26 protein-coding genes and 1 tRNA gene are annotated in these 24,229 nt (G+C 73.1%); 16 read left to right on the plus strand and 11 right to left on the minus strand.

The genetic code is table 11. The features are described from left to right. Window positions 1–47 precede the first annotated feature (47 nt). On the minus strand, window positions 48–446 hold the full coding sequence (gene msrB / locus EDD26_RS07880; protein WP_123697207.1) for a peptide-methionine (R)-S-oxide reductase MsrB: 399 nt from the start codon (window positions 444–446) through the stop codon (window positions 48–50). A 73-nt stretch (window positions 447–519) separates the two neighbouring features. Between msrB and EDD26_RS07885 the strand changes: the two genes are divergently transcribed. The 3 genes from EDD26_RS07885 to groL all read left to right on the plus strand — a co-directional run bounded on the left by EDD26_RS07885 (window position 520) and on the right by groL (window position 3,210). Continuing rightward, a complete protein-coding gene (locus EDD26_RS07885; protein ID WP_123697208.1) occupies window positions 520–888 on the plus strand; it encodes a DUF3263 domain-containing protein in 369 nt (122 codons plus the stop codon). Further along, window positions 885–1,439 (plus strand): LytR C-terminal domain-containing protein, encoded by a 555-nt coding sequence (locus tag EDD26_RS07890; RefSeq protein WP_123697209.1) that lies wholly within the window; start codon window positions 885–887, stop codon window positions 1,437–1,439. Before EDD26_RS07885 ends, EDD26_RS07890 begins: the two co-directional genes overlap by 4 nt. Window positions 1,440–1,590: 151 nt before the next feature. Then, window positions 1,591–3,210 (plus strand): chaperonin GroEL, encoded by a 1,620-nt coding sequence (groL, locus tag EDD26_RS07895; protein ID WP_123697210.1) that lies wholly within the window; start codon window positions 1,591–1,593, stop codon window positions 3,208–3,210. A 191-nt stretch (window positions 3,211–3,401) separates the two neighbouring features. Here the strand turns inward: groL and EDD26_RS07900 are convergent, their stop codons facing one another. The 6 genes from EDD26_RS07900 to EDD26_RS07925 form a co-directional block, all read right to left on the minus strand. Then, on the minus strand, window positions 3,402–3,692 hold the full coding sequence (locus tag EDD26_RS07900) for a WXG100 family type VII secretion target (RefSeq protein ID WP_123697211.1): 291 nt from the start codon (window positions 3,690–3,692) through the stop codon (window positions 3,402–3,404). A gap of 78 nt (window positions 3,693–3,770) precedes the next feature. Further along, a complete protein-coding gene (locus tag EDD26_RS07905; protein ID WP_123697212.1) occupies window positions 3,771–5,372 on the minus strand; it encodes a sensor histidine kinase in 1,602 nt (533 codons plus the stop codon). Then, on the minus strand, window positions 5,373–6,068 hold the full coding sequence (locus EDD26_RS07910) for a response regulator transcription factor (protein WP_123697213.1): 696 nt from the start codon (window positions 6,066–6,068) through the stop codon (window positions 5,373–5,375). It lies immediately after the preceding gene. Between the two features lie 55 nt (window positions 6,069–6,123). Beyond that, window positions 6,124–7,779, minus strand: a complete 1,656-nt coding sequence (locus tag EDD26_RS07915) for a DNA repair helicase XPB (protein WP_123697214.1) — start codon at window positions 7,777–7,779, stop codon at window positions 6,124–6,126. A gap of 154 nt (window positions 7,780–7,933) precedes the next feature. Further along, complete coding sequence (locus EDD26_RS07920; protein WP_123697215.1) at window positions 7,934–9,634, minus strand: helicase-associated domain-containing protein; 1,701 nt, start codon at window positions 9,632–9,634, stop codon at window positions 7,934–7,936. Continuing rightward, complete coding sequence (locus tag EDD26_RS07925) at window positions 9,634–9,948, minus strand: hypothetical protein (RefSeq protein WP_123697216.1); 315 nt, start codon at window positions 9,946–9,948, stop codon at window positions 9,634–9,636. The genes EDD26_RS07920 and EDD26_RS07925 overlap by 1 nt, the downstream gene beginning before the upstream one ends. Before the next feature lie 97 nt (window positions 9,949–10,045). On the opposite strand from EDD26_RS07925, the gene EDD26_RS07930 reads away from it, so the two are divergent. Both EDD26_RS07930 and EDD26_RS07935 read left to right on the plus strand, forming a co-directional pair. Then, window positions 10,046–10,423 carry a cold-shock protein gene (locus EDD26_RS07930; RefSeq protein ID WP_123697217.1) on the plus strand — a complete coding sequence of 126 codons (378 nt, stop codon included), beginning with the start codon at window positions 10,046–10,048 and terminating at the stop codon, window positions 10,421–10,423. Beyond that, on the plus strand, window positions 10,407–11,126 hold the full coding sequence (locus EDD26_RS07935) for a DUF3027 domain-containing protein (protein ID WP_123697218.1): 720 nt from the start codon (window positions 10,407–10,409) through the stop codon (window positions 11,124–11,126). Before EDD26_RS07930 ends, EDD26_RS07935 begins: the two co-directional genes overlap by 17 nt. A 130-nt stretch (window positions 11,127–11,256) precedes the next feature. Here EDD26_RS07935 and serC read toward each other — a convergent pair whose 3' ends face one another. Further along, the gene (serC, locus tag EDD26_RS07940; protein WP_123697219.1) at window positions 11,257–12,360 is read right to left on the minus strand and encodes a phosphoserine transaminase; all 1,104 of its coding nucleotides are present in this window, start codon (window positions 12,358–12,360) and stop codon (window positions 11,257–11,259) included. 103 nt (window positions 12,361–12,463) lie between these two features. Here serC and EDD26_RS07945 point away from each other — a divergent pair, with 103 nt between their 5' ends. From EDD26_RS07945 to EDD26_RS07975, 7 genes are all read left to right on the plus strand, one after another. Then, on the plus strand, window positions 12,464–13,135 hold the full coding sequence (locus tag EDD26_RS07945) for an iron-dependent transcriptional repressor DtxR (protein ID WP_123697220.1): 672 nt from the start codon (window positions 12,464–12,466) through the stop codon (window positions 13,133–13,135). Window positions 13,136–13,303: 168 nt separating this feature from the next. After that, window positions 13,304–14,107, plus strand: a complete 804-nt coding sequence (locus EDD26_RS07950) for a C40 family peptidase (protein WP_123697221.1) — start codon at window positions 13,304–13,306, stop codon at window positions 14,105–14,107. Window positions 14,108–14,207: 100 nt separating this feature from the next. Continuing rightward, the gene (locus EDD26_RS07955) at window positions 14,208–15,014 is read left to right on the plus strand and encodes an NlpC/P60 family protein (protein ID WP_123697222.1); all 807 of its coding nucleotides are present in this window, start codon (window positions 14,208–14,210) and stop codon (window positions 15,012–15,014) included. Window positions 15,015–15,106: 92 nt separating this feature from the next. After that, window positions 15,107–15,181: transfer RNA gene (locus EDD26_RS07960), tRNA-Arg, on the plus strand. Window positions 15,182–15,335: 154 nt separating this feature from the next. Next, window positions 15,336–15,638 carry a hypothetical protein gene (locus tag EDD26_RS07965; RefSeq protein WP_123697223.1) on the plus strand — a complete coding sequence of 101 codons (303 nt, stop codon included), beginning with the start codon at window positions 15,336–15,338 and terminating at the stop codon, window positions 15,636–15,638. Window positions 15,639–15,751: 113 nt separating this feature from the next. Then, window positions 15,752–16,462, plus strand: coding sequence for a GAF and ANTAR domain-containing protein (locus EDD26_RS07970; protein ID WP_123697224.1), 711 nt, complete (start codon window positions 15,752–15,754; stop codon window positions 16,460–16,462). 37 nt (window positions 16,463–16,499) lie between these two features. Beyond that, window positions 16,500–17,264: a GAF and ANTAR domain-containing protein gene (locus EDD26_RS07975; protein WP_123697225.1), complete on the plus strand. Its 765-nt coding sequence runs from the start codon at window positions 16,500–16,502 to the stop codon at window positions 17,262–17,264. On the opposite strand, the gene EDD26_RS07980 is transcribed toward EDD26_RS07975, so the two are convergent. Both EDD26_RS07980 and EDD26_RS07985 read right to left on the minus strand, forming a co-directional pair. Then, window positions 17,261–17,506, minus strand: a complete 246-nt coding sequence (locus tag EDD26_RS07980; RefSeq protein ID WP_123697226.1) for a hypothetical protein — start codon at window positions 17,504–17,506, stop codon at window positions 17,261–17,263. The two genes, EDD26_RS07975 and EDD26_RS07980, sit on opposite strands and share 4 nt — an antisense overlap. A gap of 57 nt (window positions 17,507–17,563) precedes the next feature. Beyond that, a complete protein-coding gene (locus EDD26_RS07985) occupies window positions 17,564–18,142 on the minus strand; it encodes a hypothetical protein (RefSeq protein ID WP_123697227.1) in 579 nt (192 codons plus the stop codon). A gap of 105 nt (window positions 18,143–18,247) precedes the next feature. Here EDD26_RS07985 and EDD26_RS07990 point away from each other — a divergent pair, with 105 nt between their 5' ends. Next, entirely contained in the window at window positions 18,248–18,538 is a 291-nt protein-coding gene (locus EDD26_RS07990; protein WP_123697228.1) for a DUF4287 domain-containing protein, read from the plus strand. Between the two features lie 27 nt (window positions 18,539–18,565). Here the strand turns inward: EDD26_RS07990 and EDD26_RS07995 are convergent, their stop codons facing one another. Then, the gene (locus tag EDD26_RS07995; protein WP_148058720.1) at window positions 18,566–18,901 is read right to left on the minus strand and encodes a hypothetical protein; all 336 of its coding nucleotides are present in this window, start codon (window positions 18,899–18,901) and stop codon (window positions 18,566–18,568) included. 142 nt (window positions 18,902–19,043) lie between these two features. Here EDD26_RS07995 and EDD26_RS08000 point away from each other — a divergent pair, with 142 nt between their 5' ends. The 3 genes from EDD26_RS08000 to EDD26_RS08010 all read left to right on the plus strand — a co-directional run bounded on the left by EDD26_RS08000 (window position 19,044) and on the right by EDD26_RS08010 (window position 24,201). Beyond that, on the plus strand, window positions 19,044–20,108 hold the full coding sequence (locus EDD26_RS08000; RefSeq protein WP_170165578.1) for a lipid II:glycine glycyltransferase FemX: 1,065 nt from the start codon (window positions 19,044–19,046) through the stop codon (window positions 20,106–20,108). A gap of 77 nt (window positions 20,109–20,185) precedes the next feature. After that, window positions 20,186–24,004, plus strand: a complete 3,819-nt coding sequence (locus tag EDD26_RS08005) for an AAA family ATPase (RefSeq protein ID WP_123697231.1) — start codon at window positions 20,186–20,188, stop codon at window positions 24,002–24,004. Next, a complete protein-coding gene (locus tag EDD26_RS08010; RefSeq protein ID WP_123697232.1) occupies window positions 24,001–24,201 on the plus strand; it encodes a hypothetical protein in 201 nt (66 codons plus the stop codon). The genes EDD26_RS08005 and EDD26_RS08010 overlap by 4 nt, the downstream gene beginning before the upstream one ends. The last annotated feature ends 28 nt before the right edge of the window (window positions 24,202–24,229 follow it).

A 24,229-nucleotide genomic window follows, 5' to 3' on the forward strand; every position in this document is an offset into this window, starting at 1 on the left:
GGCCGCCTGCGTCCGCGCTCAGCCCGATCGAGCTGGCAGCCGCCCGGTCAGGACTCGGGCGTGAAGGTCATCGCGAGCGAGTTCATGCAGAACCGGTCGCCGGTCGGCGTCTGCGGGGCGTCGTCGAAGAGGTGGCCGAGGTGGCTGCCGCACTTGGCGCAGCGCACCTCGGTGCGCACCATGCCGAGCGAGCGGTCCTCGATGAGCTCGACGGCGTCCTCGCGGGCCTCGTAGAAGCTCGGCCAGCCGCAGCCGGCGTCGAACTTCGTCTGGTCGTCGAAGAGCTCGTTGCCGCACGCGCCGCACGCGTAGACGCCCTGGCGCTGCTCGTCGAGCAGCGCACCGGTCCAGGGGCGCTCCGTGCCGGCCTGGCGCAGCACGCGGTAGGCGTCGGGGGCGAGGGTCTCGCGCCACTCGGAGTCGGAGCGTTCGATTCGATCGGTCATGCCTCGATGCTACGCCGCGGCGGAGCGCGTTTCGCGGCGGGCAGAACGCGACGCCACGCCTAGGATCGACTCCATGTCGACCGAGCCCCGCCAACGCTCGAAGGGCACTGCCGACGAAGCGGCGGCCCTCGCGTTCGCGGCCGCCGAGGCAGCCAGGCCCGAGCACGTCGGCATCGGCGAGGCGACGGATGCGCCGACCGACCCGGGTGCGGCGGCGGACGACCTCGCACGGGCGCGGGAGGAGCGCATCCGCGCAGTGCTCGACTTCGAGGCGGGCTGGTCGAGCCACGGCGGCGCGAAGGCCCGGGCCATCCGGACCGAGTTCGGCTGGTCGACCACGCGCTACTACCAGGTGCTCGACGCGGCGATCGAGACGCCGCAGGCGCTCCACCACGACCCGATGCTCGTGCGCCGGCTGCTGCGACTGCGCGACGGCGCATGAGCCGCACGCACCGCGTCGGCGCGCACCGCAGCACGGGCGACACCCGCTGGCCGCGCTGGGCGATCCTGCTCGCCGCGCTCGCGGTGGCGGTCGTGCTCACCGCGGTCGGCCTCTTCCTGCTCGACCGCCTGCGCATCGAGCCGGTGCCCGAGCCGGTCGCGACCGAGCAGCCGCTCGTGATCGCCGACCCCTCGCAGATCGATCCGACGATCGACGCGTCGATCACGGTGCTCGACGGCACGGGGGAGCAGGGTGTCGCCGCAGGTGCGGGCCAGGCGCTCTCCGACGCCGGCTGGTCGGTCGTCGCGACGGCATCCGCCACCGAGGTCGGCGACCGCACGGTCGTCTGGTTCGACGCCCCCGCGCTCGAGCCCATCGCGCGCGGACTCGCGCAGCAGCTGGGGGTCGGCCAGGCGCTGCAGTCGGACGGCCGCATCTCGGGCTCACCGATCACGATCGTGCTCGGCACGGATGCGCCCGGCACGGTGCCGAGCGTCGCCCCGAGCGAGGACGGCGACGTCGACCACGCGCCGACGCCGATCGCGCCGTAGCCCCGCCGGGCCCCGCCCCGACGGCCGGTCGCGGAGGCCGAGCGTGCTTGGCTTGCACTCGAAGGTGCCGAGTGCCAGACTTGGGCCTTGGCACTCGCCCTGTTGGAGTGCCAGTTGAACGTCCACAGCGTCCAGGAGGGACGAGACTGCAATGGCAAAGATGATCGCATTCAACGAGGAGGCCCGCCGCGGGCTGGAGCGTGGACTCAACACGCTCGCCGACGCGGTGAAGGTGACCCTCGGCCCGCGTGGCCGCAACGTCGTGCTCGAGAAGAAGTGGGGCGCCCCCACCATCACGAACGACGGTGTCTCGATCGCCAAGGAGATCGAGCTCGAGGACCCCTACGAGAAGATCGGCGCCGAGCTGGTCAAGGAGGTCGCCAAGAAGACCGACGACGTCGCCGGTGACGGCACGACGACGGCCACCGTGCTGGCGCAGGCGCTGGTCCGCGAGGGCCTCCGCAACGTCGCCGCAGGCGCCGACCCGATCACGCTCAAGCGCGGCATCGAGAAGGCCACGGCCGCTGTCACCGCGCAGCTGCTGAAGAACGCCAAGGAGGTCGAGACCAAGGCGGAGATCGCCGCGACGGCATCGATCTCGGCCGCGGACGAGGAGATCGGCGCGCTGATCGCCGAGGCCATCGACAAGGTCGGCAAGGAGGGCGTCGTCACCGTCGAGGAGTCGAACACCTTCGGCACCGAGCTCGAGCTGACCGAGGGCATGCGCTTCGACAAGGGCTTCCTGTCGCAGTACTTCGTCACGGACCCCGAGCGCCAGGAGACGGTCTTCGAGGACCCGTACATCCTGATCGTCAACTCGAAGATCTCGAACATCAAGGACCTGCTCCCGGTCGTCGACAAGGTGATCCAGGCGGGCAAGCAGCTCGTCATCATCGCCGAGGACGTCGAGGGCGAGGCGCTCGCGACGCTCGTCGTGAACAAGATCCGCGGCATCTTCAAGTCCGTCGCCGTCAAGGCTCCGGGCTTCGGCGACCGCCGCAAGGCGATGCTCGCCGACATGGGCATCCTCACTGGCGGCCAGGTCATCTCCGAGGAGGTCGGCCTCAAGCTCGAGAACACGACGCTCGACATGCTCGGCCGTGCGCGCAAGGTCGTCATCACGAAGGACGAGACGACGATCGTCGAGGGTGCGGGCGAGGCTGACGCCATCGCCGGCCGCGTGCGCCAGATCCGCCAGGAGATCGAGGCGACCGACAGCGATTACGACCGCGAGAAGCTCCAGGAGCGCCTCGCGAAGCTCGCCGGTGGCGTCGCCGTCATCAAGTCGGGTGCCGCGACCGAGGTCGAGCTCAAGGAGCGCAAGCACCGCATCGAGGACGCCGTCCGCAACGCGAAGGCTGCTGTCGAGGAGGGCATCGTCGCCGGTGGTGGCGTCGCGCTCATCCAGGCTGCGAAGACCGCGTTCGACGGCCTCGACCTCACGGGCGACGAGGCGACGGGCGCGAACATCGTCCGCGTCGCGGTCGACGCTCCGCTCAAGCAGATCGCTCTCAACGCCGGCCTCGAGCCGGGCGTCGTGGTCGAGAAGGTCCGCAACCTCCCGGTGGGCCACGGCCTCAACGCCGCCACGGGCGAGTACGTCGACATGCTCGCCGCGGGCATCTCCGACCCGGTCAAGGTGACGCGGTCCGCGCTCGCCAACGCCGCGTCGATCGCCGGCCTCTTCCTCACGACCGAGGTCGTCGTCGCCGACAAGCCCGAGAAGGCGTCGGCCATGCCGGCAGACCCCACGGGTGGCATGGACTTCTGAGTCCGCAGGACTGAAGGTCGAGTAGCAGCCGCCGAAGGCGGCCGCGTATCGAGGCCCAGGAGTCCGACAGATCGAAGGGCCCCAGCAGCAGTGCTGGGGCCCTTCGCCGTACCCGGGTGGTCTCGATACGCGCGCGGCTCCGCCGCGTGCTACTCGACCAGCGAGGCGCTCGACCAGCGAGGCAGGGCGCCCTAGCCGCCGAACAGACGCGCGTTGCCCGCCTCCACCTCGTCGTACTGGCGGCCCGCCGCTGCGAGCGCCTCGTTGATGTTCGCGAGCGACTCGTCCACCCGCTGCTGGGTCGCGCGCCACTCCTGCAGGAGCGCCTGGAAGGCGACGGACGCCTGGCCCGTCCACGACTCCTGCAGCGCCTGCAGCTGTGCGAGCATGGCCGCGACCTCCGACTGCACCCGCGAGCCGGTGCCTCGCACGCCGACGTGCGCGCCGTGGAGCGCATCGGCGTCGACGCCGTACCTGCTCATGATCCGTACCTGCTCATGATCCCCTCGATCCCGCGCGGCGCGTCCGCGCTCGAGGGAGAAGGTAGGCGGATGCGCCGGTCAGGCGCGGCCGCGGAGGACGCCCTGTGGATCGCCGGTCGCGGTGGCCTCGGGCCGGAGCCGCTGCGAGAGCGCCATGACCGCCGAGTCGTCGGCGAGCGGGATGGCGATGCGGAACGTCGCACCGCCGCCCGGCGTCTCGACGACGTCGACGCGCCCGCGGTGCGCGCGCACGATGCCCGCGACGATCGCGAGGCCGAGCCCGGAGCCGCCGAGCTCGCGGGCGCGCGAGCTCTCGGCGCGGAAGAAGCGCTGGAAGATGCGCTCGCGCAGCTCCTCCGGCACGCCCTCGCCGTGGTCGATCACGAGCACGACCGCTTCGCGGCGCCGGGTCGAGACGCCCACGCCGAGCTCGATGGGCGTGCCGTCCGGCGTGTAGCGCAGGGCGTTGCCGATGAGGTTCGAGATCACCTGCCGCAGCGTGTGCTCGTCGCCCATCACGATCGCGGGGGGCGTGAGCGGCGGCGGCGTGAAGACGCCGCTCGAGGGCGCGTCGTCGACGGCGCCAGCCACGGGTCCCATCTCGTCGGCAGCGATCGGCAGCACCGCCACGTGCCGGTCGGTCGCGCCGACGCGGGTGTCGCTCGCGGCGTCGTTCACGAGCGGCACGAGGTCGAGCGGCTGCAGGTCGAGCGGCCGGCGCTCGTCGAGCCGCGCGAGCTGCAGCAGGTCCTCGACGAGCCGGGCCATGCGCTTCGCCTCGCCCTCGATGCGCTCCATGGCGCTCGAGACGTCCTCGGGGCGCGAGATCGCGCCCATCCGGTACAGCTCGGCGTAGCCGCGCACCGACACGAGCGGGGTGCGCAGCTCGTGGCTCGCGTCGCCCACGAACTGCCGCATCTGCGCGACCGACGCGTCGCGCTGCTCGATCGCGACCTCGATGCGGTCGAGCATCGCGTTGAGCGACTGCTGCAGCGACCCGACCTCGGTGCGCGGGTTCTCACCCGTGAGGCGAGAGTCGTAGTCGCCGTCGGCGAACCGCTGTGCCTCCGCCGCGACCTTCCGCAGGCCGCGCAGCGTCGAGACCGCGAGGATGCGCGTGAGCGCGGCGCCGAGCACGATCGCGAGCAGCGAGAACCCGGCGAAGACGAGCATGAACGTGGCGGTCGTCGACTCGAGCGACTCCAGGTCGACCGCGACGACCGACACCAGCAGCTCCCCGGTGCCCTCGACCGTGCTGGGCGCGACGAGCGTGCGCCAGCTCGACTCGCCGTCGATCGAGCGCTGCGTGAAGGCGGTGTCCTGCTCGGCCGCCGTGCCGATCGTCAGGCCGGAGAGGTCGGGGTTGTCGGGCGCGGGCAGCTTGTTGTCGCACAGCACTGTGCCCGACGCATCCGCGACGCCCAGGTAGTACGTGTTGGGCATGCGCTGCGCCAGGTCGCACTGCTCGGGCGAGTCGGTGCGCGTGATGGGCTCGCTCGTGAACGCGCGCATCGCCTGCTCGAGGTCGCGGTCGACGTCGGCCACCTGCGCATCGCGGATGATGCTGAGCGTGCCGATGCCCGCGAGCGCGAGCCCGAACGTCATGACGACGACGATGAGTGCGCTGATGCGCCCGGCCAGCGTGGTGCGGCCGAGCAGGCGACCGAGCGCGCCCCGCACCTACGCCTTCGGCGACTTCAGCATGTAGCCGAACCCGCGCTTCGTGACGATCATCGGCTCGGCGGCGCCGTCGTCGATCTTGCGCCGGAGGTAGGAGATGTACGACTCGACGATGCCGACGTCGCCGTTGAAGTCGTACTCCCACACGTGGTCGAGGATCTGCGCCTTCGACAGCACGCGGTTGGCGTTGAGCATGAGGTAGCGCAGCAGCTTGAACTCGGTGGGGGAGAGCTCGATCTCCTCGCCGTTGACGGTGACCTCGTGCGTGTCCTGGTTCATCGCGAGCTCGCCGACGTGGATCGTGGCGTCGTCGGTCTCGGCCATCGTGCGGCGCAGGATCGCCTTGATGCGCGCGATGATCTCGTCGAGCGAGAAGGGCTTCGTGACGTAGTCGTCGCCGCCGACGGTGAGGCCGGTGATCTTGTCGTCGGTGTCGTCCTTGGCGGTGAGGAAGAGGATGGGCGACGTGAAGCCGGATGCGCGGAGCCGCTTCGTGACGCCGAAGCCGCTGATGTCGGGCAGCATGACGTCGAGCAGGATGAGGTCGGGCTCGTCCTCCAGCACCGCCGAGATCGCCGCGGCGCCCGCGCCGACGGCGCGCACGTCGAAGCCGGCGAAGCGAAGGCTCGTGGAGAGCAGGTCGCGGATGTGGGGCTCGTCGTCCACCACGAGGATCTTGGCGCTGGGCTCAGTCATGCGCTCAGTCTCTGATCGTTGCCTGTGCGATTCCTGAACGCCAGCCGCCAGCGCATCAGTTGGCCGCGGCGTGGTCGGCGAGGCCCAGCTCGTGCTCGTCGAGGATCGTGTAGGCGTAGCCCTGCTCGGCGAGGAACCGCTGCCGGCCGAGGGCGAACTCCTGGTCGACGGTGTCGCGCGCCACGATCGTGTAGAAGCTCGCGGTGCGGCCGCCCTTCGGCCGCAGCAGGCGTCCGAGTCGCTGCGCCTCCTCCTGCCGCGAGCCGAACGAGCCCGAGACCTGCACGGCGAGGGAGGCGTCCGGCAAGTCGACCGAGAAGTTCGCGACCTTCGACACCACGAGCACCCGCTCGATGCCGTCGCGGAACGCCTGGAACAGCTCCTCGCGCTCCGAGACCGGCGTCTCGCCGGTGATGAGCGGCGCGTCGAGCGCCTCGGACAGCTCGTCGAGCTGGTCGAGGTACTGGCCGATCACGAGCGTCGGCTCGTCCGGGTGCTCCTCGAGGATGCGCCGCACCGTCGGGATCTTCCGCGGGCTCGACGCGGCGATGCGGTAGCGGTCCCGGTCGCCGGACGCCGCGTACTCGAGCCGCTCGTCCTCGTCGAGGGTGATGCGCACCTCGAAGCACTCGGCGGGGGCGATGAAGCCCTGGCGCTCGATCTCCTTCCACGGCGCGTCGAAGCGCTTCGGGCCGATGAGGCTGAAGACGTCGGACTCGCGGCCGTCCTCGCGGACGAGCGTCGCGGTGAGGCCGAGCCGGCGGCGCGCCTGCAGGTCGGCGGTGAGCTTGAACACCGGTGCGGGCAGCAGGTGCACCTCGTCGTAGACGATGAGGCCCCAGTCGAGCGCGTCGAGCACGCCGAGGTGCGCGTACTCACCGGCGCGCTTGACGGTGAGGATCTGGTAGGTCGCGATCGTGACCGGCTTGATCTCCTTGCTGTGCCCGGAGTACTCGCCGATGTCCTCGGGCCGCAGGCTCGTGCGCGCCAGCAGCTCGCTGCGCCACTGCCGCGCCGAGACCGTGTTCGTCACGAGGATGAGCGTGGTCGTGTCGGTCGCGGCCATGGCCGCGGCGCCGACGATCGTCTTGCCGGCGCCGCAGGGGAGCACGACGACGCCCGAGCCGGCCTTCGAGAAGTGGTCGACCGCATCCTGCTGGTACGGCCGCATGCTCCAGCCGTCCTCGACGAGGTCGATCTCCATCGGCGTGCCGGGCGTGTAGCCGGCGAGGTCCTCGGCCGGCCAGCCGAGCTTCACGAGCTCCTGCTTCAGCTCGCCGCGCGCCCAGTCGACGACGCGGATCCCGTCGGTCGTGGGGCCGGCGAGCAGCGGCGCGATCTTCTTCGAGCGCCGCACCTCCTCGAGCACGGGCCGGTCCTGGCTGCGCAGCACGAGGCCCTCGTCGTCGCGCTCGATCACGAGCCGGCCGTAGCGGCCGATCGTCTCGCGGATGTCCTGCGCGACGCCCGCGGGCACCGGGAACTTGGCGTGCTGGTCGAGCGTGCCGATGATCTCGTCGGCCGTGTGGCCCGCCGCGCGGGCGTTCCAGAGGCCCAGCCGCGTCACCCGATAGGTGTGGATGTGCTCGGGCGCGCGCTCGAGCTCGGCGAAGACCTGGAGGGCCTGGCGAGCGGTCGCGGCATCGGGATGCGCCACCTCGAGCAGCACGGTGCGGTCGGACTGCACGATGAGGGGACCTGGGAGCGACATAGCCTGCAAGCCTACTCCCGGCGTCCCTGCGGCAGAACCCTGCCGGCCGGGGCAGCGGCCCTGCCCATGCCGCGCTCGCCGGGTGGTCAGGACACGCCGTGCGCCGGGGCTCGCCGGCGGCGTGTCGTGACCACCCGATGCGGGTGGCGAGCGGTCAGTGCTGCGAGGCGCCGAGCCCCGCGACCTTCGTGATCGCGCTGAGCGGGAGCGTGCGCTCCACGTCGCGCCCCGCGTCGCGGGCGCGCAGCCGGCCGTTCGCGACGGCGAGCGGCACGAGCTCGATGTCGGCCGGGTCGCCCGAGGTGATGACGGTGAGCCGCACGGGCATGCGCTCGCGCACGGCCGCCTGCAGCTGCCGCTCGAGCCACGCGCGCTCGTGCTCGCCGACCTCGAAGCCGGCGTCGCGCAGGCGGGCGACGAGCCGGTTGCGCTCGCGCTCGCGGCGGGGGGCGCGCTCGGGCACGCGCACGACGAGCTCGCCGGCGTCGTCCTCGAGCACCGCGGGGTAGCGCTCCTCGAGCAGCGCCTGCAGCGCCTCCTCGGCGCTCGTGCGGAAGGTGATGCGGTGCGGGCCCGCCTGCACCGGGCCGGCGCTCGCGAGCGCGCGGTCGACCGCGATCGTGCGGATGAGCTGCTCGTCGTCGCTGCGCGCCTGCGCGCGGGCGCCGCCCTCGGCGAGCGGGTCGACCGCGCGAACCCGCAGGGCGCCGAAGCGGGCGGCGGTGTCGCGCACGAGGTAGGCGACCGGCTGGGGGAGGCCCGTGAGCGAGACGTCGCCGAGGAAGGCGAGCAGCCCGTCGGCCGTCTCGCCCGCCGCGAGCCCGGTCGCGACGCTCTGCGCCGTCACGCGCCACTGCGAGGCGATGCCCGCGCGCTCGAGCGCGGCGATGCGGCGCAGCCGCGTCTCGACCGCGGCCTCGAGCGGTCCGGGCGCGACGGCGGAGAGGTCGGGCTGCAGGTAGACGGATGCGGTGGCGGGCGGCACGTGCGCGGCGAGCGCCGCGCGGGCGGTGCCGCCGGGCTCTCCCGTGCCGTCGGGCTGCGCGGCGTCGGACCGGGCTGCGTCGAGGTCGCGCTGCAGGTCGGCGGCGAGCGTCGTGAGCGCGCCGCGGTGCGCGAGGCCCAGCCGCTCGGCCTGGCGGTGCTGCCGCTCGCGCTCGGCGAGCACGGCCGCGTCGGCGAGCGGGAACTGCGCGCGCGACCACGCGGCGACCGCGGCGGCATCGGGGGTCGCCGCGAGCCACGCGCTGGCCAGCGCGAACCAGCGGTCGGGCACGGGGGCCGCGAGCCAGGCGTCGGCGTCGACGGTGGCGCGCAGCCGGCCGTCGTGGCGGTCGACGAGCCCGGCGAGCACCGCCGGCTCGAGCCGCTCCTCGAGCTGGCCGGGCTCCGCGTCGATCGCCGCGGCGAGCGCGCGGGCGGTCGCGGCGGGCAGCTGGGCGCGGCTGCGGAGCGTGATCGGCGCATCGGCGATGCGGTGCACGAGCTCCGAGACCTTGATCGCCTCGTCGATGGCCATCTGCGGGGCGATCGCGCTCTCGACCGCAGCCTCGGCGGGCACGCTCGGCACGGCCTCGGCCGCCGCCGCGATGACCCGCACCTGCGGGATCGCGACGCCGTCGACGCCGAGCAGCAGCGCGTCGAGCCGCGGCGTCGAGGCGCCGGCGGCGAGCGCGACGAGCTCGTCGGCCGACCGCCACCGGAGCGCCTGGCCGATCGAGGCATCCGTCAGGAGGTGCTCGGCGAGGTCGAAGGTCGAGCCGAGCTGCGGGGGTGCCTGGCGCTCGACGACGAGCCGGTCGAGCGCGTCGTCCGGCATCGCCTGGATGCGTGCCGCGAGCTCGACGACGTCCATCAGCGCCTGCGCGCCTTGCCGGCCGCGCTGACGGCCACCAGGGCGACGAGGCACACGATCGCGAGCGGGAGGGCGACGAGCGGCAGCCAGTAGGAGAACTGCCACAGCGAGGACGCGAAGAACGGCACCGTGTCGCGCAGGCCCAGGTGCGCCATCGTGGCGCCGAAGCCGAGCACCGCCAGCGCGACGAACGCGACGACCGCGACCGAGAGGATCCGCTCGGCGACGTCGCGCCCGGTGCGGGGCTCCGCCGCAGCGGCGGAGCGCTCGCGCGGCTTCGGTCGCTGCGTCGGGTTCTTGCTGGCCTTCGGCATCCGGCCAGGATATCGCGGGTCGGGGTCTCAGGATGCCGCACACTACGCTGGGTCCGTGCGGCAGGGCGCCGCACCATGCACAGCGCTGGAGGGTGCCATGCCGACCGGCAGGGTGAAGTTCTTCGACGACGCGAAGGGGTTCGGCTTCATCGCCGGGGACGACGGCGTGGAGGTGTTCCTGCACGCATCGGCGGTGCCCGACGACGTGCAGATCAAGCCCGGCGCCAAGGTCGAGTACGGCATCGCCGAGGGACGCCGCGGCCCGCAGGCGCTCTCGCTCCGGATGGTGGGCGGCCCGACCGCCGTGCGCGCGCAGCGCCGCGACACCGAGGACATGGCGATCATCGTCGAGGACCTCGTGCGCCTGCTCGACACCATCGGCAACGACCTGCGCCGGGGCCGCTACCCCGGCGCCGCCCACGGATCGACGGTCGCGCAGATGCTGCGGAAGGTCGCCGATGACCTCGACGCCTGATCCCGTCGACGTCGGCGCGCCCGCCGAGCTCGACGCGGCGACCGAGGACGTCGCCCAGCCCGCCGACGCCGCACCGCTCGACGACGTCGCCGATGCGAACGCCGCCGCCGCTGCCGGCGAGAGCGGCGCGGTGGATGCGCCCGCCGAGCCCGCCGCGGCAGCCGCACCGCCCGTGCCGACGACGCCCACGCCCGAGGAGCTCGAGCTCGCCGCCGCAGCGCTCCACGAGGTGACGCCCCGCGGCTCCGTCGGCGATGTGCTCGACGCGCTGCTCGAGGACGGCGGCCAGGCGCAGGTCCTCGCGATCCGCCACGCGTCGGCGCTCCCCGGCTACCCGGACTGGACCTGGACGGTGCTGCTGTCCCGCGGCGTCGAGGGTGGTCCGACCGTGCTCGAGGTGGCGCTGCTGCCCGGCGACTCGTCGCTGCTCGCCCCCGCCTGGGTGCCCTGGTCGGAGCGGCTCGCCGACTACCTGGCGGCGAAGGAGGCCGCGGGCGTCGACGGCGACCTCGACGAGGACGACGAGGCGCTGGAGTCCGACCTCGAGTCCGACCTCGAGGACGACTTCGACGACGACTTCGACGACGTCGACGTCGACGCGGATGCCGCGCTCGGCCATGACGACGAGGTCGGCGCCGCTGCCGACGCCGACGACGACGGCTGGGACGACCACGACGGAGCGGACGGCCGGCAGCCGTCCTGACCCTCGGTGCCCGAGGAGGTCGACCTGCGCCGCAGCCTCGACTGCGACCGGGCGCAGGGCGGCAGGACCCGGCTCGTCGAGGTGCCGCCGGAGCGCCGCAGGACGATCCTGCGGCAGCCCGTGCGCGCCGCTACGCCCGGTCGAGCAGGAAGTCGAGGCTCCGCGTGAGCTGCACGACGTCGGACGGGTCGATCGCCGCGAAGGTCGCGACCCGCAGCTGGTTGCGGCCGAGCTTGCGGTAGGGCTCGGTGTCGACGACGCCGTTGGCCCGCAGCGCCTTCGCGAGCGCGGCGGCGTCGACCGACTCGTCGAAGTCGATCGTCACGACCACGTTGGAGCGGTGCGCGGGGTCGGCGACGAACGGCGTCGCCTCGGCGCGGCCCTCGGCCCAGTCGTAGAGCGTCCCCGCCGACTCGGCCGTGCGCGCCGCCATGGCGTCGAGCCCACCCTGCCCGAGCATCCACTGCACCTGCTCGTCGAGCAGCAGCAGGGTCGCGAGCGCGGGGGTGTTCAGCGTCTGGTCGAGGCGCGAGTTCGTCACCGCCTGCTGCAGCGACAGGAACTCGGGGATGTATCGGTCGGATGCGGCGATCCGCTCGATCCGCTCGATCGCGGCGGGGGAGACGACCGCGAGCCACAGGCCGCCGTCGGCGGCGAAGTTCTTCTGCGGCGCGAAGTAGTAGACGTCGGTCTCGGCGACGTCGACCGCGAGCCCGCCCGCGGCGCTCGTCGCGTCGACGACCGTCAGCGCATCCGCCTGGCCCCGCACGACCGGGTGGAAGACGCCGGTCGACGTCTCGTTGTGCGGGTAGGCCACGACGTCGACGCCCTCGACCCCGGAGAGCTCGGGGCGGGAGCCGGGGTCGGCCGAGGCGATGCTCGGCGCCTCGAGCCAGGGCGCGGCCGCTGCCTTGCCGAACTTCGCGCCGAACTCGCCGAACGCGAGGTGGTGCGAGCGACGCTCGATGAGGCCGAAGGCCGCCGCGTCCCAGAAGGCCGTCGAGCCGCCGTTGCCGAGCAGCACCTCATAGCCATCGGGCACGGCGAAGAGCTGCGCGAGCCCCTCGCGCACCGAGCGCACGAGCGACTTCACGGGCGCCTGCCGGTGGCTGGTGCCGAGCAGGTCGAGGCTCGACTGCAGGCGCGCCACCTGCTCGGGGCGGACCTTCGACGGGCCGCACCCGAATCGGCCGTCGGCGGGCAGGAGGTCGCGGGGGATGACGATGTCGCTCACGGAGACGATCCTATGAGCGGGGCCAATAGGGTGGGGCCAGTCGGTTGCGACGTCTCGCGCGCACCGGCTCGAGCACAGGAGCACAGGAGAGCAGGAGCTGCGGGTGACAGATCTCGTCGACACGACTGAGATGTACCTCCGCACCATCCTCGATCTCGAGGAGGAGGGCATCACGCCCCTCCGCGCCCGCATCTCGGAGCGCCTGAACCACTCCGGGCCGACGGTGTCGCAGACCATCAACCGGATGCAGCGCGACGGCCTCGTCGTGGTCGCCGCCGACCGCCATCTCGAGCTCACCGACGAGGGCCGCCGGCTCGCGACCCAGGTGCTGCGCAAGCACCGCCTCGCCGAGCGCCTGCTCGCCGACGTCATCGGGCTCGACTGGAGCCTCGTCCACGACGAGGCCTGCCGCTGGGAGCACGTGATGAGCGAGCAGGTCGAGCGCCGGCTGCTCGCCCTCCTCGGCAATCCCACCGAGTCGCCGTACGGCACGCCCATCCCGGGGCTCGCCGAGCTGGGGCTGCCGCCGGCCGAGGCCTTCCTCGCCGGGGTCGTGCCCGCGACCGAGGCGCGCGGCGAGCACGTGGTGCGCCGGCTCGGCGAGCCGATCCAGGACGACATCGAGGGGCTGGCGGAGCTGCAGGCCGTCGGCGTCGTGCCGGGCGCCCGCGTGCACGTGACCGACATGGGGCGCCGCATCCGCGTCGGCGTCGTCGGCGGCGCGGCGATCGACCTGCCGCTCGAGCTCGCGCAGCACGTCTACCTGACGGCCTGACGTCCAGCATCCGACCGAGCGCCGTCCAGGAGGCATCCAGGCCGCTCAGAGGCTCGCCGCGTAGTGGTGAGGAATTGTGACAGATTGGTAACGGTCGGTTAGTCTTCCCGAGGATCTGCGGCCCGTCAGCATGGCGGGGCGCCGGGACATCCGGGAGAACACCGACACATGAAGCTGCAGCACTCGACGGCCATCGCCGTCTCACCGATGGCCGAGCGACCCGCTGGCGGCTCGCTGCGCCGGGGCGTGAAGAGCGCCGGGGTCGTCTGCATCGCCGCCGCTCTCGTCGGCGCGCTGTCGCTGCCGGCCGCCGCCTTCGGGCCCCAGGGCGAGCAGTTCACCGAGGCGCAGCTCGCGAGCGTCGTCGCCGAGAACTCGCAGGTCGTCACGGTCGCCGCGGATGCGCAGGTCGACCTCATCGCTCGCGACGGCCTCGCCGGCACCACCGCCGAGGAGCTCGAGCAGATCCGCGCCGCGGCGCGCGCGGCAGAGGAGGCCCGCGAGGCCGAGCTCGCCGCCGCCCGCGAGGCCGCGGCCGCCGTCACCGCGACCGCGTCGGCCGCGTCGGCCGCCGGTGCCGCCGCGCCCGCCGCTGCAGCACCCGCATCCGTCAACGTGCCCTCCGACGGCTCGATCGTCGGCATCGCGCAGTCGCAGCTCGGCGTGCCCTACGTGTGGGGCGGCGCGAGCCCCTCGACCGGCTTCGACTGCTCGGGCTTCACCTCCTGGGTCTTCGGCCAGGCCGGCTACTACCTGCCGCGCTCGTCGAACGCGCAGGCCGGCTACGGCACCCCGGTGCCCGCCTCGGCCGTCGCCGCTGGCGACCTGCTCGTCTGGAGCGGCCACGTCGCCATCTACGCCGGCGGCAACCAGATCATCCACGCCGCGACGAGCGGCAAGCCCGTCAAGTACTCGAACTACGCGGCCATGGTCGCGGCGTTCGGAACACCGCAGGTGCGCCGCTTCGGCTGACCTGTGTGCCTGGTGACAAATCGATAACGATTTGGTAACGTAGGACGAAGTGCCGCCCCGGCGGCTCATCACGACCCCGAATGCTTTGGAGCAACAGCCTGTGACGACCTCGACCGAGATGACGGCCATCGAGCCGACCAATCGGAAGCGCTTCGGCCGCGCCTCCATCGTGCGCAACGCCCGTCGGGTCGGCGTCATCGCCGTCGCCGCGGCCCTCGCCACCCCGCTCGCCCTCCCCGCCTTCGCGGCGAGCTCGGACACCGGTTCGCAGGAGTCCCTGTCGGCGCTCGTCGCGCAGGACGCGCAGTCAGTCTCCGGCGTCGTCACCGCGGGCGAGAGCGGCCTGGACAGCGCTCGCCTCGAGGTGCAGGCCACGACCGCCGACGAGCTGGCAGCCATCCGCGCCGAGCTCGAGGCGGCAGCCGCCGCCGAGCAGCAGCGCCAGCAGGCCGCCGCCGCCGAGCAGCAGCGCCAGCAGGCCGCCGCCGCGGCCGCGGCCCCCGCCGCGCAGTCGCGCACGAACAGCGGTGCGGCATCGTCCAGCTCGGCAGCCGCGGCTCCCGCCGCCGCGTCGGCCGGTGCCTCAGGCAGCGTCATCGCCAACGCGGCGCTCGCCCAGGTCGGCGTCTCGCAGGACTGCGTGCAGCTCGTCCGCCGCTCGATCGCCGCCGCCGGCCTGCCGTACACGGGCAAGAACGGCCTCTTCAACCTCGGCCCGACCATCCCGATGTCGCAGGCCTCGCCCGGCGACGTGATCTACTACGCCAACGGCGGCCAGGGCATCTCGCACGTCGCGATCTACATCGGTGGCGGCCGTGCGGTGCACGGCGGCTGGTCCGGCTACAACACGGTGGTCGCCGGCGTGAACATCGGCGGCTCGGCCCCGGTCTTCATCGACGTCACCTGATCCTCGCAGCCGCAGCGCTGCTGATCCGCTGAGCGCCCGTCCCTCCCGAGGGGCGGGCGCTTCGCTGTCCGCCGGTAGACTGTTCCGGCCTGGCCTCTGTAGCTCAATGGAAGAGCATCTCCGTCCTAAGGAGCTGGTTGGGGGTTCGAATCCCTCCAGGGGCACCATCGTGATGAAGCCGCCGCCGCGCCGGCCGCGAGAGCGCGTAGATTCGGAGCATGGGGTCCTCGCTGGCAAGGATGGTGCGGCTGGCGCTCGCGCCGGCACCGGCCGCCGGCGAGCACCGGCGCCGCAGCGCGCATCCCGGGGTCGTGATCCGGGATGGGCGCAGAGAGCAAGCGTGACCTGACGCTGCGGCTCCTCGCCGCGACGAGCGTGCCGGACGGCCCGGCGCGGGACGCCCTGCTGGATCTGGCCGATCGCATCGACGCCTACGGCGGCGACGATCAGCAGCACATGGTGCTGGTGTTCGCCCACCACGCGGGGATGAGCCAGGCGATCGAGATCTTCGCCATCAAGTCGCAGCTCGAGGAGCAGCGCGACTTCTACCGCACCCGTCGCGAGATGCGCGACTTCTTCGGCCCCGACGATCGAGCCGCGGATGCCTTCGATGACGCGCACTGATCGCCGTTCCAGCGCGGGCGGGGTACGCTCTGGCCAAGGAATGGCCGTGCTCCCGAGCGCTGCGCGCCCCACTGCAGGAGGGGATCGCTGTCGGCCGCGGCTGAGGGAGGCGCATGACCGACGGCACCCTCGACCCGGAGTCGGCCGAGGCCGGCGAGGACCGTGCGCTCTTCCGCGAATCGGCCGCCGATCTGCTGGCTCCGTTCCTCGAGCTGCTCCCGGTCTCCGGTGCGTCGATCTCGGTGGCGGCCGGGCCGAGTCACTCCACGCTCGGAGCCACCGATGCGACCGCGGGTCGGCTCGAGCAGCTGCAGTTCGAGCTCGGCGAGGGTCCGCACTGGGGCGCGCTGCGGAGCGGGCGAGCCGTGCTCGTGCCGGACGTGCGCGCGGACACCTCGGCGTGGCCCGTCTTCGCGGCCGCGGCGAGCGAGCTGTCGGCCCGTGCCCTCTTCGCCTTCCCGCTGCACCTGGGGGCTGCGATCGTCGGTGTCGTCGACCTGTACCGAGCGGCGCCCGGCGACCTGAGCGGCGCGGATGTCGCTGCGGCCCGATCGCTCGCGCTCGTCGCGTCGTCGGCCGCCATGCGGCTCGCCTCCGTCTCGGCCAGCCAGGAGGAGCCCGGCGTCCATGCCGCGGCGCCGGAGCTCCGGCGGGTCGTGCACCAGGCGACCGGGATCCTCGTGGTGCAGCTCGACGTGTCGGCCACCGAGGCGTTCGCGCGGCTCCGCGCCCACGCCTTCGCCTCGGGGGCCTCCCTCGATGCCGTCGCGCGCGACGTGGTGGCGCGGCGCTTGACGTTCCACGACGAACGGGGGACCGAGTGATCCTCCCCATGATCTCCAGATGCAAGGGATGTGCGCCATGACCCAGGTGACGAGGGAGGAGCGCCTCAGCGGAGCGCTGGCGACGCTCGCCGAGACGCTGACCTCTGACTACGACGTCGTGCAGCTGCTGCACACCGTGGTGAACGAGTGCATCGAGCTCGTCGATGCGCAGGCTGCCGGACTGCTGCTCAAGAACGGGCATGGCGACCTCGAGCTCGTCGCTTCGACGAGCGAGGCCGCGAGCTTCGTCGAGGTGATGCAGCTCAACGGCGATGCCGGCCCGTGCGTGGAGTGCGCACGCACCGGCGAGCAGATCACGGTCAGCGACGTCGAGGCGACGAGCGACGACTGGGTGGACTTCCGCGAGGCGTCGCTCGCCGAGGGCTTCCACTCATCGCTGGGGGTGCCCCTGCGGGTGCACTCCGAGGTCATCGGGGCCATGGGGCTGTACCGCACGAGCACGGGCGATCTCTCGCCCGCGGACGTCGCGGTGGCCCAGGCGCTCGCGAACCTCGCCACGGTCGGCATCCTGCAGGAGCGCGCGCTGCGCGAGCGCGGCATCATCGCCGAGCAGCTGCAGCGCGCGCTCGACAGCCGAGTGCTCATCGAGCAGGCGAAGGGGGTCCTCGCCGCGTCGATCGACGTCGACATGGAGGAGGCGTTCCGGGTGCTGCGCGAGCACGCCCGCACGAAGAACCTCAATCTGCACGAGGTGGCGCGAGGCGTCGTCGACCGCTCGATGGACATCCCGGGCATCGCGCACCGCGCCGGACGCGGGCAGGAGCAGCCCGAGGAGGGCTAGAACACCCGCTCCCACATGCCGTCGAGCAGCATCAGGACGACGTAGCCGCCGGCCTCGTCCTTGCCCGCGAGCCGGACGTACGCGAGGTCGGGCGTCGCGACCACGCGCTTGCAGGGGATGCCGCACTCGCTCGCCCACGCGCGCAGCTGGTGCTGCTCGGGCACGTGCGCGGTGAGGTCGGTCAGGATCGCGTCGATGTCGGCGTCCGAGTACGTCGTCACCCCCGGCGGGGAGTCCTTCACGCCAGCACGGTAGACCCGCTGCCTGGACGACCGGTAGACGCGTGTCGCGACATCCGCTCAGCCGTCGTGCTCGTCCGGGGCCGCGTCTCGCACAGCCGCGTCGTGGTCGCGCTGCGCCTCGTGCACTGCGGCCTCGGCTGCCGCAACGAGGTTGAGCAGCCCGGCGAGCGCGGTGAAGGCATCCGCGTCGAAGAACGGGCGCGGCGACAGCAGCCGGTGCGCGGTGCGCTCGTCGTGGCGGCCGTGCGCGTGCTGCACGACGAGCGACTCGAGCGGCTTGACGCACCCGGCGACGAAGCCGTAGACCGCGGCGGCGACGTCCACCGTGAGCACCACGTCGTATCCCTCGTCCGGGACCGGCCACTGGACCTCGTCGATGCCCGTGCGGATGCGCTCGGCGATCGCGGCGGTGACCTCGTCCAGTCGACGTTCGCGACCGGCCCCCCGAACACCGGCCGAGTCCGCACCGATGTCGCCGTGCGGCTCGAGCTCCGCCAGGGCGACGGTCGCGAGCTGGCCTGGCACGACGTCGGCGATCGCCGCCAGGCGGCTGCGCATCTCGAGCCGCGCGAACACGGACTCGCAGGAGAGCACGACACGCGCGTGCGCGAGGGCGCGCCACGTCGCCTCGCTCATGCGAGCAACGCTATGCCCTCGTCCTCGACGATGCACCTCATGCCTCGATGCATCGCCCAGGCGATCCCGCACCGAGGCGGCGTCCGGCGGTGTACCGTCAGCGCCATGTCGTTCCAGGCGTACCTCGACGCGATCGAGGAGAAGACCGGTCTCACCCCGCGAGCGCTCGTGGACCAGGCGAAGGACCGGGGCTTCGACGATCCCTCGGTCAAGGCCGGCACCATCCTCGAGTGGCTGAAGGCCGATCACGGCCTCGGGCGCGGGCACGGGATGGCGCTCGTGCACGTCATCAAGCACGGCCCCCAGATCGACGCGAAGCACGTCGGCTCGACCGGCAGCCACCGCGACGACGCCGACACGCTCTGGCTCGACGGCAAGGCGACCAAGCCGGCCTGACGGCACCTGCCTCGAGCGGCTGCAGCGCTATGCGCGGGCCGCATGCAGTCGAGGCCGCGCGGGCGCGCCCTGCTGCGGCGAGCCGGGCGGTGGCTTCTGCGGCACGAGCGGCCGCGACGGCGGGCGGTCCCCGCCGGCGAGCGAGCGCCCGGACGCGCGCTCGTACAGCGCCAGCACGCCCTCGTGCGCCTCGTCGACGGTGCCCCAGTAGCCGATCAGCCGCCGCAGCGCGCGGTCCGGCTCGGGGGAGACCGCCCGGTAGTAGGGCTCGCGGCCCGTGCCGAGCTGCACGAGCCGGACGATCGCGATGGCGTGCCCGTCGAGTGGGTGGAGCACGTCCCACTCGGCGGGGCGGAGGGTCATGACGGCGACGCTACGTCGAGCCGCTGACGCGGCTGCCGTCGGCGAGCGCGCCCGCCGCCGCGCTGCGAGCGGCGCGGGTAGCATCGAGGGCGGTGCGATCGCACCGCGACCCACCGCATCCCACCCCCACGAGAGCGAGCGCATGAGCACCACCGCTGCAGCCGAGCCGAGGCCCGCGAAGGCGACCGACGCAGCGACGTGGGACGCGCAGGTGCTCGAGGGGCAGTCGCGCGCCCACTACATGCAGTCGGATGCGTGGGCCCGCACCCGCGAGGCGAGCCCGTGGCGCGCGCTGCGCGACGTCGTCCCCGTGCCGACCGCCGACGGCGAGCGGCAGCTGCCCATCCAGCTGTTCGAGCGCACCGCGCCGCTCGCCGGGCGCATCCTCTTCCTGCCGCGCGTCAGCGGCATCACGCCCGAGGCGGTCGACGCGATCACCGCACGGGCGAAGGCCTACCCGAAGCGCTGGTTCGGGCTGAAGATGGAGACGTTCGAGACCGAGGACCCGGCGCTCATCGCCGCCTTCGAGCGCAACGGCTGGGTGCGCGCCGCCTCGAGCCAGTACCAGCACGCCGTCGCCGTCGACCTCACCGGCACGCTCGACGAGGTCGCGGCCCGCTTCAAGAAGCGCGCCCGCAACTCCTACCGCGCCGCCGAGAACAAGTTCGGCGTGACGGTCACGAAGGTCGAGATGACGGCCGAGAACGAGGCGGAGATGCACCGCCTCATCGGCGAGACGAAGGAGCGCTCCGGCGGCTACTTCCGCCACCCGGAGTACTTCCAGCGCATCTGGGACGTCTACAAGACCGTCGGGCAGGGCCACTTCTACGTGGCCCACTACGAGGGCGAGGTGCAGTCGATGGCCTTCGTCATCCGCTTCGGCGACACCGCCTGGTACAAGGACGCCGGCAGCATCCGCGAGAACGCGAAGATCTTCGCGCCCTACCTGATGCAGTGGAAGATCATGCAGGACCTCCACGCCGACGGCGTGACGCTCTACGAGCTCGCGAACATCCCCGACCCGGCCGAGTGGGAGACGAGCGACATCCGCGGCCTCTACACGTTCAAGACGGCGTGGGCGCCGGAGCCCGTCCGGTACATGCCGACGTTCGAGCTGCCGCTCTCCGGCCGCTACGCGCTGTGGCAGAAGGCAGGCCGCTGGCTGCGCGCCGTCTACACGCGGCGCACCGGCGACGCCTGGTTCTAGGCAGAGCCTGAGCCCGATTCTGCGGCTCTGCGGGGCGGCACCGCCGCGTCTCACGGGCGCTTCACTATCGTGACGGTGTGCGCGAAGACGAGATCGAGAACCTGGGCGACGAGCCCGTCGACGGCGCGACGCACGACGCGGTCGAGCTCGTGCAGCCCGCGGCGGCACCGAACGACGACAGCGCCGACGACGGCCTCGGCGGTGCGCCGGTGTTCGAGCAGTCGGGTGCCGCGCAGGACGCCGCGCCGCAGGCCGCCCGGGCGCCCGAGCGGCAGCCCGACCCGGAGCCCCGGCGCTCGCGCCGCGAAGGCGAGTGGGAGGCGTGGGCGAGCGCGCTCCGCCGCGTCGGCGGCCGGAGCCCGCTGACCGACTTCATCGACACCACCGCCACGCGCGTCGAGCTGTCGACGACGCATCCCGGCGGCCTCGCGCAGTTCATCACCGGCCGCCCGACGGCCCTCTCGAGCCTCATCCGCGACGACCTCGCCCTGCGCGCCGCGCGCGGCGCCGCGGCGGCGATCGCGTCGAAGGGCATCGAGCTCGCCGCCGCCCGCTCGATCGACGCCGTGCACCTCGGGATCGGCATGGTGCGCTTCCCGCATGGCGACCGCGTCGTCTACGGGCCCATGCTGCTCCGGCCGCTCATGATCCGCCGCCGCGGCCGCGACTTCGAGCTGCAGGTGCTCGGCCGCCCGTTCGTCAACCCGCGCATCGCCAGCATCCTGCGCGGCCACCACGGCGTGCGGCTCGACGAGCGGCAGCTGGTCGAGCTCGGCTCCGGCGAGGGCACCTTCACGCCGAACGCGGTGCTGGATGCGGTGCGCCAGGCGGCCGCCCACGTGCCCGGCTTCTCGGTCGAGGCGCGCCTGCTGGCGTCGACCTTCGCCGACGTCGGCGAGCCGATGGTGACCGACCTGCAGCAGCAGCCGCACGACGTGCTCGATGCCGTGCGCGGCGACGAGCAGGCCGCATGGCGGGTGCGCGAGGGCCGCGCCGGCATCGACGAGACGCCGCAGGACCAGCGCGACCCCGAGGTCGACCGGCTCGTGCTCGACGCGGACGGCGAGCAGGACGCGGTGATCGCGGAGGCCGCGGCCGGCAACTCGATCGTGGTCGAGGCGCTCCCGGGCACCGGCCTCACGCAGACGATCGTGAACGTCGTGGGCGCGCTCGTCGGCGACGATCGCCGCGTGCTGGTCGTCAGCCCCCGCCGCGCCACCCTGCGCGACATCGCCGACCGCTTCGCCGCCACCAAGCTCGAGGCGCTCGCCGTCTCGGAGGCGACGCTGCGCCGCGACCTCATCGCCGCCATCCGCCGCATCGAGCAGAGCCCGCGACCCGAGACGGCCGAGATCGACGAGGCCATGCTGCGCCTCCGCAAGGTGCTGCTCGACTACCGCGCCGCGCTCCAGCGCGTCGACCCCGAGCTGCAGGTGTCGGTGCTCGACGCCCTCAAGGAGCTCTCGCGGCTCGCGATGCTGCCGACGCCGCCGTCGAGCCGTGCGCGCCTGAGCGAGCGGGCGACCCGCGAGCTCGCCACCGACCGTCCGCGCGTGGCGGCGACGATGCGCAAGGCCGCCGCGCTCGGGCAGTTCAAGTACGGGCCGAGCGATACGCCCTGGTACGGCGCGTCGTTCTCGAGCTCCGGCGACGCATCCGCCGCGCTCGCCGACGCGCAGCGGCTGGCCGGCCCCAGCTCGGACGGCGGCCCCGGTGACCTCGCGGCCCTCCTCGCGCAGGCGAAGCGGGTCATCGGCGACACGAAGCTGCGCCCCGCCGCGACGCTCGCCGAGCTCGCGATCCAGGTGGCGCTGCTCACAGACGTGCTCGCGACCCTCGACGTGATGACGCCGTCGATCTACGACCGCCCGCTCGGCGAGCTCATCACCGCCACCGGCCCGCGCCGCGAGGCGGTGCAGGCGCTCGGCAGCATGCAGCGACGCCGGCTCCGCAAGCTCGCGGAGGAGTACGTGCGGCCCGGCGCGCACGTGCCCGACCTGCACGACGTGCTCATCGCCGCGCAGCAGCAGCGCCGGCTCTGGGCGAAGTTCGCGCCCGACGGGTCGATCCCGGCGGTGCCGTCCGGCCTCGCCGCGCTCGACGCCCGCCTCACCGACATCCTCGAGCGCCTCGGCCGCCTCGACGCCGCGCTCAGCCCGGAGGTGCCGAGCGCTGACCTGCAGCTCGACGACCTCGAGGAGCGGGTAGCCGGCCTGGCAGCGCCGAGCGACGCGCTGCAGAACATCCAGGAGCGCGCCGAGCTCATGGCGTCGGTCGAGCGCCTCGGCCTCGACCCGCTGCTCGCCGACTTCGCGAACCGCCACGTCGCCGACGACCAGGTCGAGCACGAGCTCGACCTCGCGTGGTGGCAGTCCGCGCTGCAGGCGATGCTCGGCAAGGAGCGCGCGCTGCTGCGCGGCAACACCGAGGTGCTCCAGCGCCTCGAGCAGGACTTCGCGCTCGTCGACGAGGCGCATGTCGACGCCTCCAGCGCGCGCCTCGCGCACCAGCTCGCCAAGCAGTGGCGGCTCGCGATCGACGACCACGGCGACGAGGCGGCTGCGGTCAAGCGGCTCATCAAGGCCGGCCCCGTCGACGCCGACGAGCTGCAGCACGTCGCGCCCCACCTCACGCGCTCGCTCGCGCCCGTGTGGCTCGCGTCGCCGTACGACCTGCACCGCGTGCCGAAGCGCATCCCGTTCGACGCCGTCGTGATCGCCGACGCCGGCGCGATCACGATCGCCGAGGCGGCCGGCGCCATCAGCCGCGCGCGTCAGGTGATCGCGCTCGGCGACTCGGTGACGCAGACGCCCTCGCCCTTCGACGTCGGCATCTCGACGCTCGGCGTCCGGCCGAGCGAGGAGCTGGCGACCCCCGACGAGCTGCACGCCGAATCGGCGCTGTCGCGGCTCGGCCAGGTGCTGCCGACGCGGCGCCTCACCCGCTCGTACCGCACGGGCGGCGCCGACCTCGTCACCGCCGTCAACGAGCGCTTCTACGAGGGCCGCATCGAGGCGCTGCCGTGGGCGGGCGCCTACCTGGGCCACGCATCGCTGACGAGCTCGATCGTGCACGGCGCGCACGGCCTGCCCGAGCAGGGCGCCGCGACGGTCGAGAGCCCGGACGCCGAGGTCGAGCGCGTCGTGCAGCTCGTCACGCAGCACGCGCGCTCGCGGCCGCAGGAGTCGCTCATGGTCGTCACGGCCAACGAGAAGCACGAGGTGCGGCTGCAGCAGGCCGTCATGGCGTCGCTCGGCGCCGGCGGCCCTCTCACCGACTTCGTCGTGGCGGAGCGCGAGGAGCCCTTCGTCATCGTCGACATCACGCACGCGAGCGCGCTGAGCCGCGACCGCGTGATCTTCTCGGTCGGCTACGGGCACACGAAGCACGGCCGCAACGTGGAGTTCGGCCCGCTCGGCGAGCCGGGCGGCGAGCGGATGCTCGCGGTCGCCATGACGCGCGCGCGCAAGGCGATGCAGATCGTCACGGCCTTCGACGCGGCCGAGCTCGACCCCGAGCGGCTCCAGCACGGTGCCGCGCAGCTGCGCGAGATCCTGCTCGACATCGCGTCGGGGGAGCAGCCGAAGGCGTTCCACGGCGGCGACCCGCTGATGATCGACCTCGCCACGCGCCTGCGGCGGCGGGGGCTGCGCGCCGACGTCTCGTACGACGGGCAGCTGCCGCTCGTGGTCGCGAACGGCGGCGTCTGCGCGGCCATCGAGGCCGACCACGACGACGGCGAGCGCACGCTGCGCGAGGCGCTGCGCCTGCGCCCCGAGGTGCTGCGGCGCTTCGGCTGGCACACCATGCGCGTGCACGCGTTCGAGCTGTTCACCGACCCCGAGGGCGTCGCCGACCGCATCGCCGAGCTCGTCGGGGCGGATGCCTCGCAGTGACCGGTGAGGCGAGCCCGCCTCCCGAGGGCGAGCGCATCGAGGGCGACGAGCCGACGCCGCTCGTGATCAGGCGGCGCGGCCGGCGGGTGTCGACCGAGCCGACACCCGGCTACACGGGCGAGCCGCCGCGCGAGCAGCAGCAGTCGACCGAGAACGACGCGCAGCTGCGGCAGGACGTCCCGCCCCACTGGGGCTGACGCATCCGCGGACCGAGCGCGCCGGTGG

The organism is Agrococcus jenensis (genome assembly GCF_003752465.1).
GTDB classification, from domain to species: domain Bacteria; phylum Actinomycetota; class Actinomycetes; order Actinomycetales; family Microbacteriaceae; genus Agrococcus; species Agrococcus jenensis.

Excerpts from the sequence above, each read along its gene's own strand:
- EDD26_RS07925 (WP_123697216.1), bottom strand. The coding sequence starts at position 9,948 with ATGCCGAAGGCCAGCAAGAACCCGACGCAGCGACCGAAGCCGCGCGAG.
- EDD26_RS07975 (WP_123697225.1), top strand. The coding sequence starts at position 16,500 with ATGACCCAGGTGACGAGGGAGGAGCGCCTCAGCGGAGCGCTGGCGACG.
- EDD26_RS07885 (WP_123697208.1), top strand. The coding sequence starts at position 520 with ATGTCGACCGAGCCCCGCCAACGCTCGAAGGGCACTGCCGACGAAGCG.
- EDD26_RS07950 (WP_123697221.1), top strand. The coding sequence starts at position 13,304 with ATGAAGCTGCAGCACTCGACGGCCATCGCCGTCTCACCGATGGCCGAG.
- msrB (WP_123697207.1), bottom strand. The coding sequence starts at position 446 with ATGACCGATCGAATCGAACGCTCCGACTCCGAGTGGCGCGAGACCCTC.
- EDD26_RS07970 (WP_123697224.1), top strand. The coding sequence starts at position 15,752 with ATGACCGACGGCACCCTCGACCCGGAGTCGGCCGAGGCCGGCGAGGAC.
- EDD26_RS07900 (WP_123697211.1), bottom strand. The coding sequence starts at position 3,692 with ATGAGCAGGTACGGCGTCGACGCCGATGCGCTCCACGGCGCGCACGTC.
- EDD26_RS07890 (WP_123697209.1), top strand. The coding sequence starts at position 885 with ATGAGCCGCACGCACCGCGTCGGCGCGCACCGCAGCACGGGCGACACC.
- groL (WP_123697210.1), top strand. The coding sequence starts at position 1,591 with ATGGCAAAGATGATCGCATTCAACGAGGAGGCCCGCCGCGGGCTGGAG.
- EDD26_RS07990 (WP_123697228.1), top strand. The coding sequence starts at position 18,248 with ATGTCGTTCCAGGCGTACCTCGACGCGATCGAGGAGAAGACCGGTCTC.
- EDD26_RS07995 (WP_148058720.1), bottom strand. The coding sequence starts at position 18,901 with ATGACCCTCCGCCCCGCCGAGTGGGACGTGCTCCACCCACTCGACGGG.
- EDD26_RS07915 (WP_123697214.1), bottom strand. The coding sequence starts at position 7,779 with ATGTCGCTCCCAGGTCCCCTCATCGTGCAGTCCGACCGCACCGTGCTG.
- EDD26_RS07910 (WP_123697213.1), bottom strand. The coding sequence starts at position 6,068 with ATGACTGAGCCCAGCGCCAAGATCCTCGTGGTGGACGACGAGCCCCAC.
- EDD26_RS07985 (WP_123697227.1), bottom strand. The coding sequence starts at position 18,142 with ATGAGCGAGGCGACGTGGCGCGCCCTCGCGCACGCGCGTGTCGTGCTC.
- EDD26_RS07930 (WP_123697217.1), top strand. The coding sequence starts at position 10,046 with ATGCCGACCGGCAGGGTGAAGTTCTTCGACGACGCGAAGGGGTTCGGC.
- EDD26_RS07920 (WP_123697215.1), bottom strand. The coding sequence starts at position 9,634 with ATGGACGTCGTCGAGCTCGCGGCACGCATCCAGGCGATGCCGGACGAC.
- EDD26_RS07965 (WP_123697223.1), top strand. The coding sequence starts at position 15,336 with ATGGGCGCAGAGAGCAAGCGTGACCTGACGCTGCGGCTCCTCGCCGCG.
- EDD26_RS08000 (WP_170165578.1), top strand. The coding sequence starts at position 19,044 with ATGAGCACCACCGCTGCAGCCGAGCCGAGGCCCGCGAAGGCGACCGAC.
- EDD26_RS07935 (WP_123697218.1), top strand. The coding sequence starts at position 10,407 with ATGACCTCGACGCCTGATCCCGTCGACGTCGGCGCGCCCGCCGAGCTC.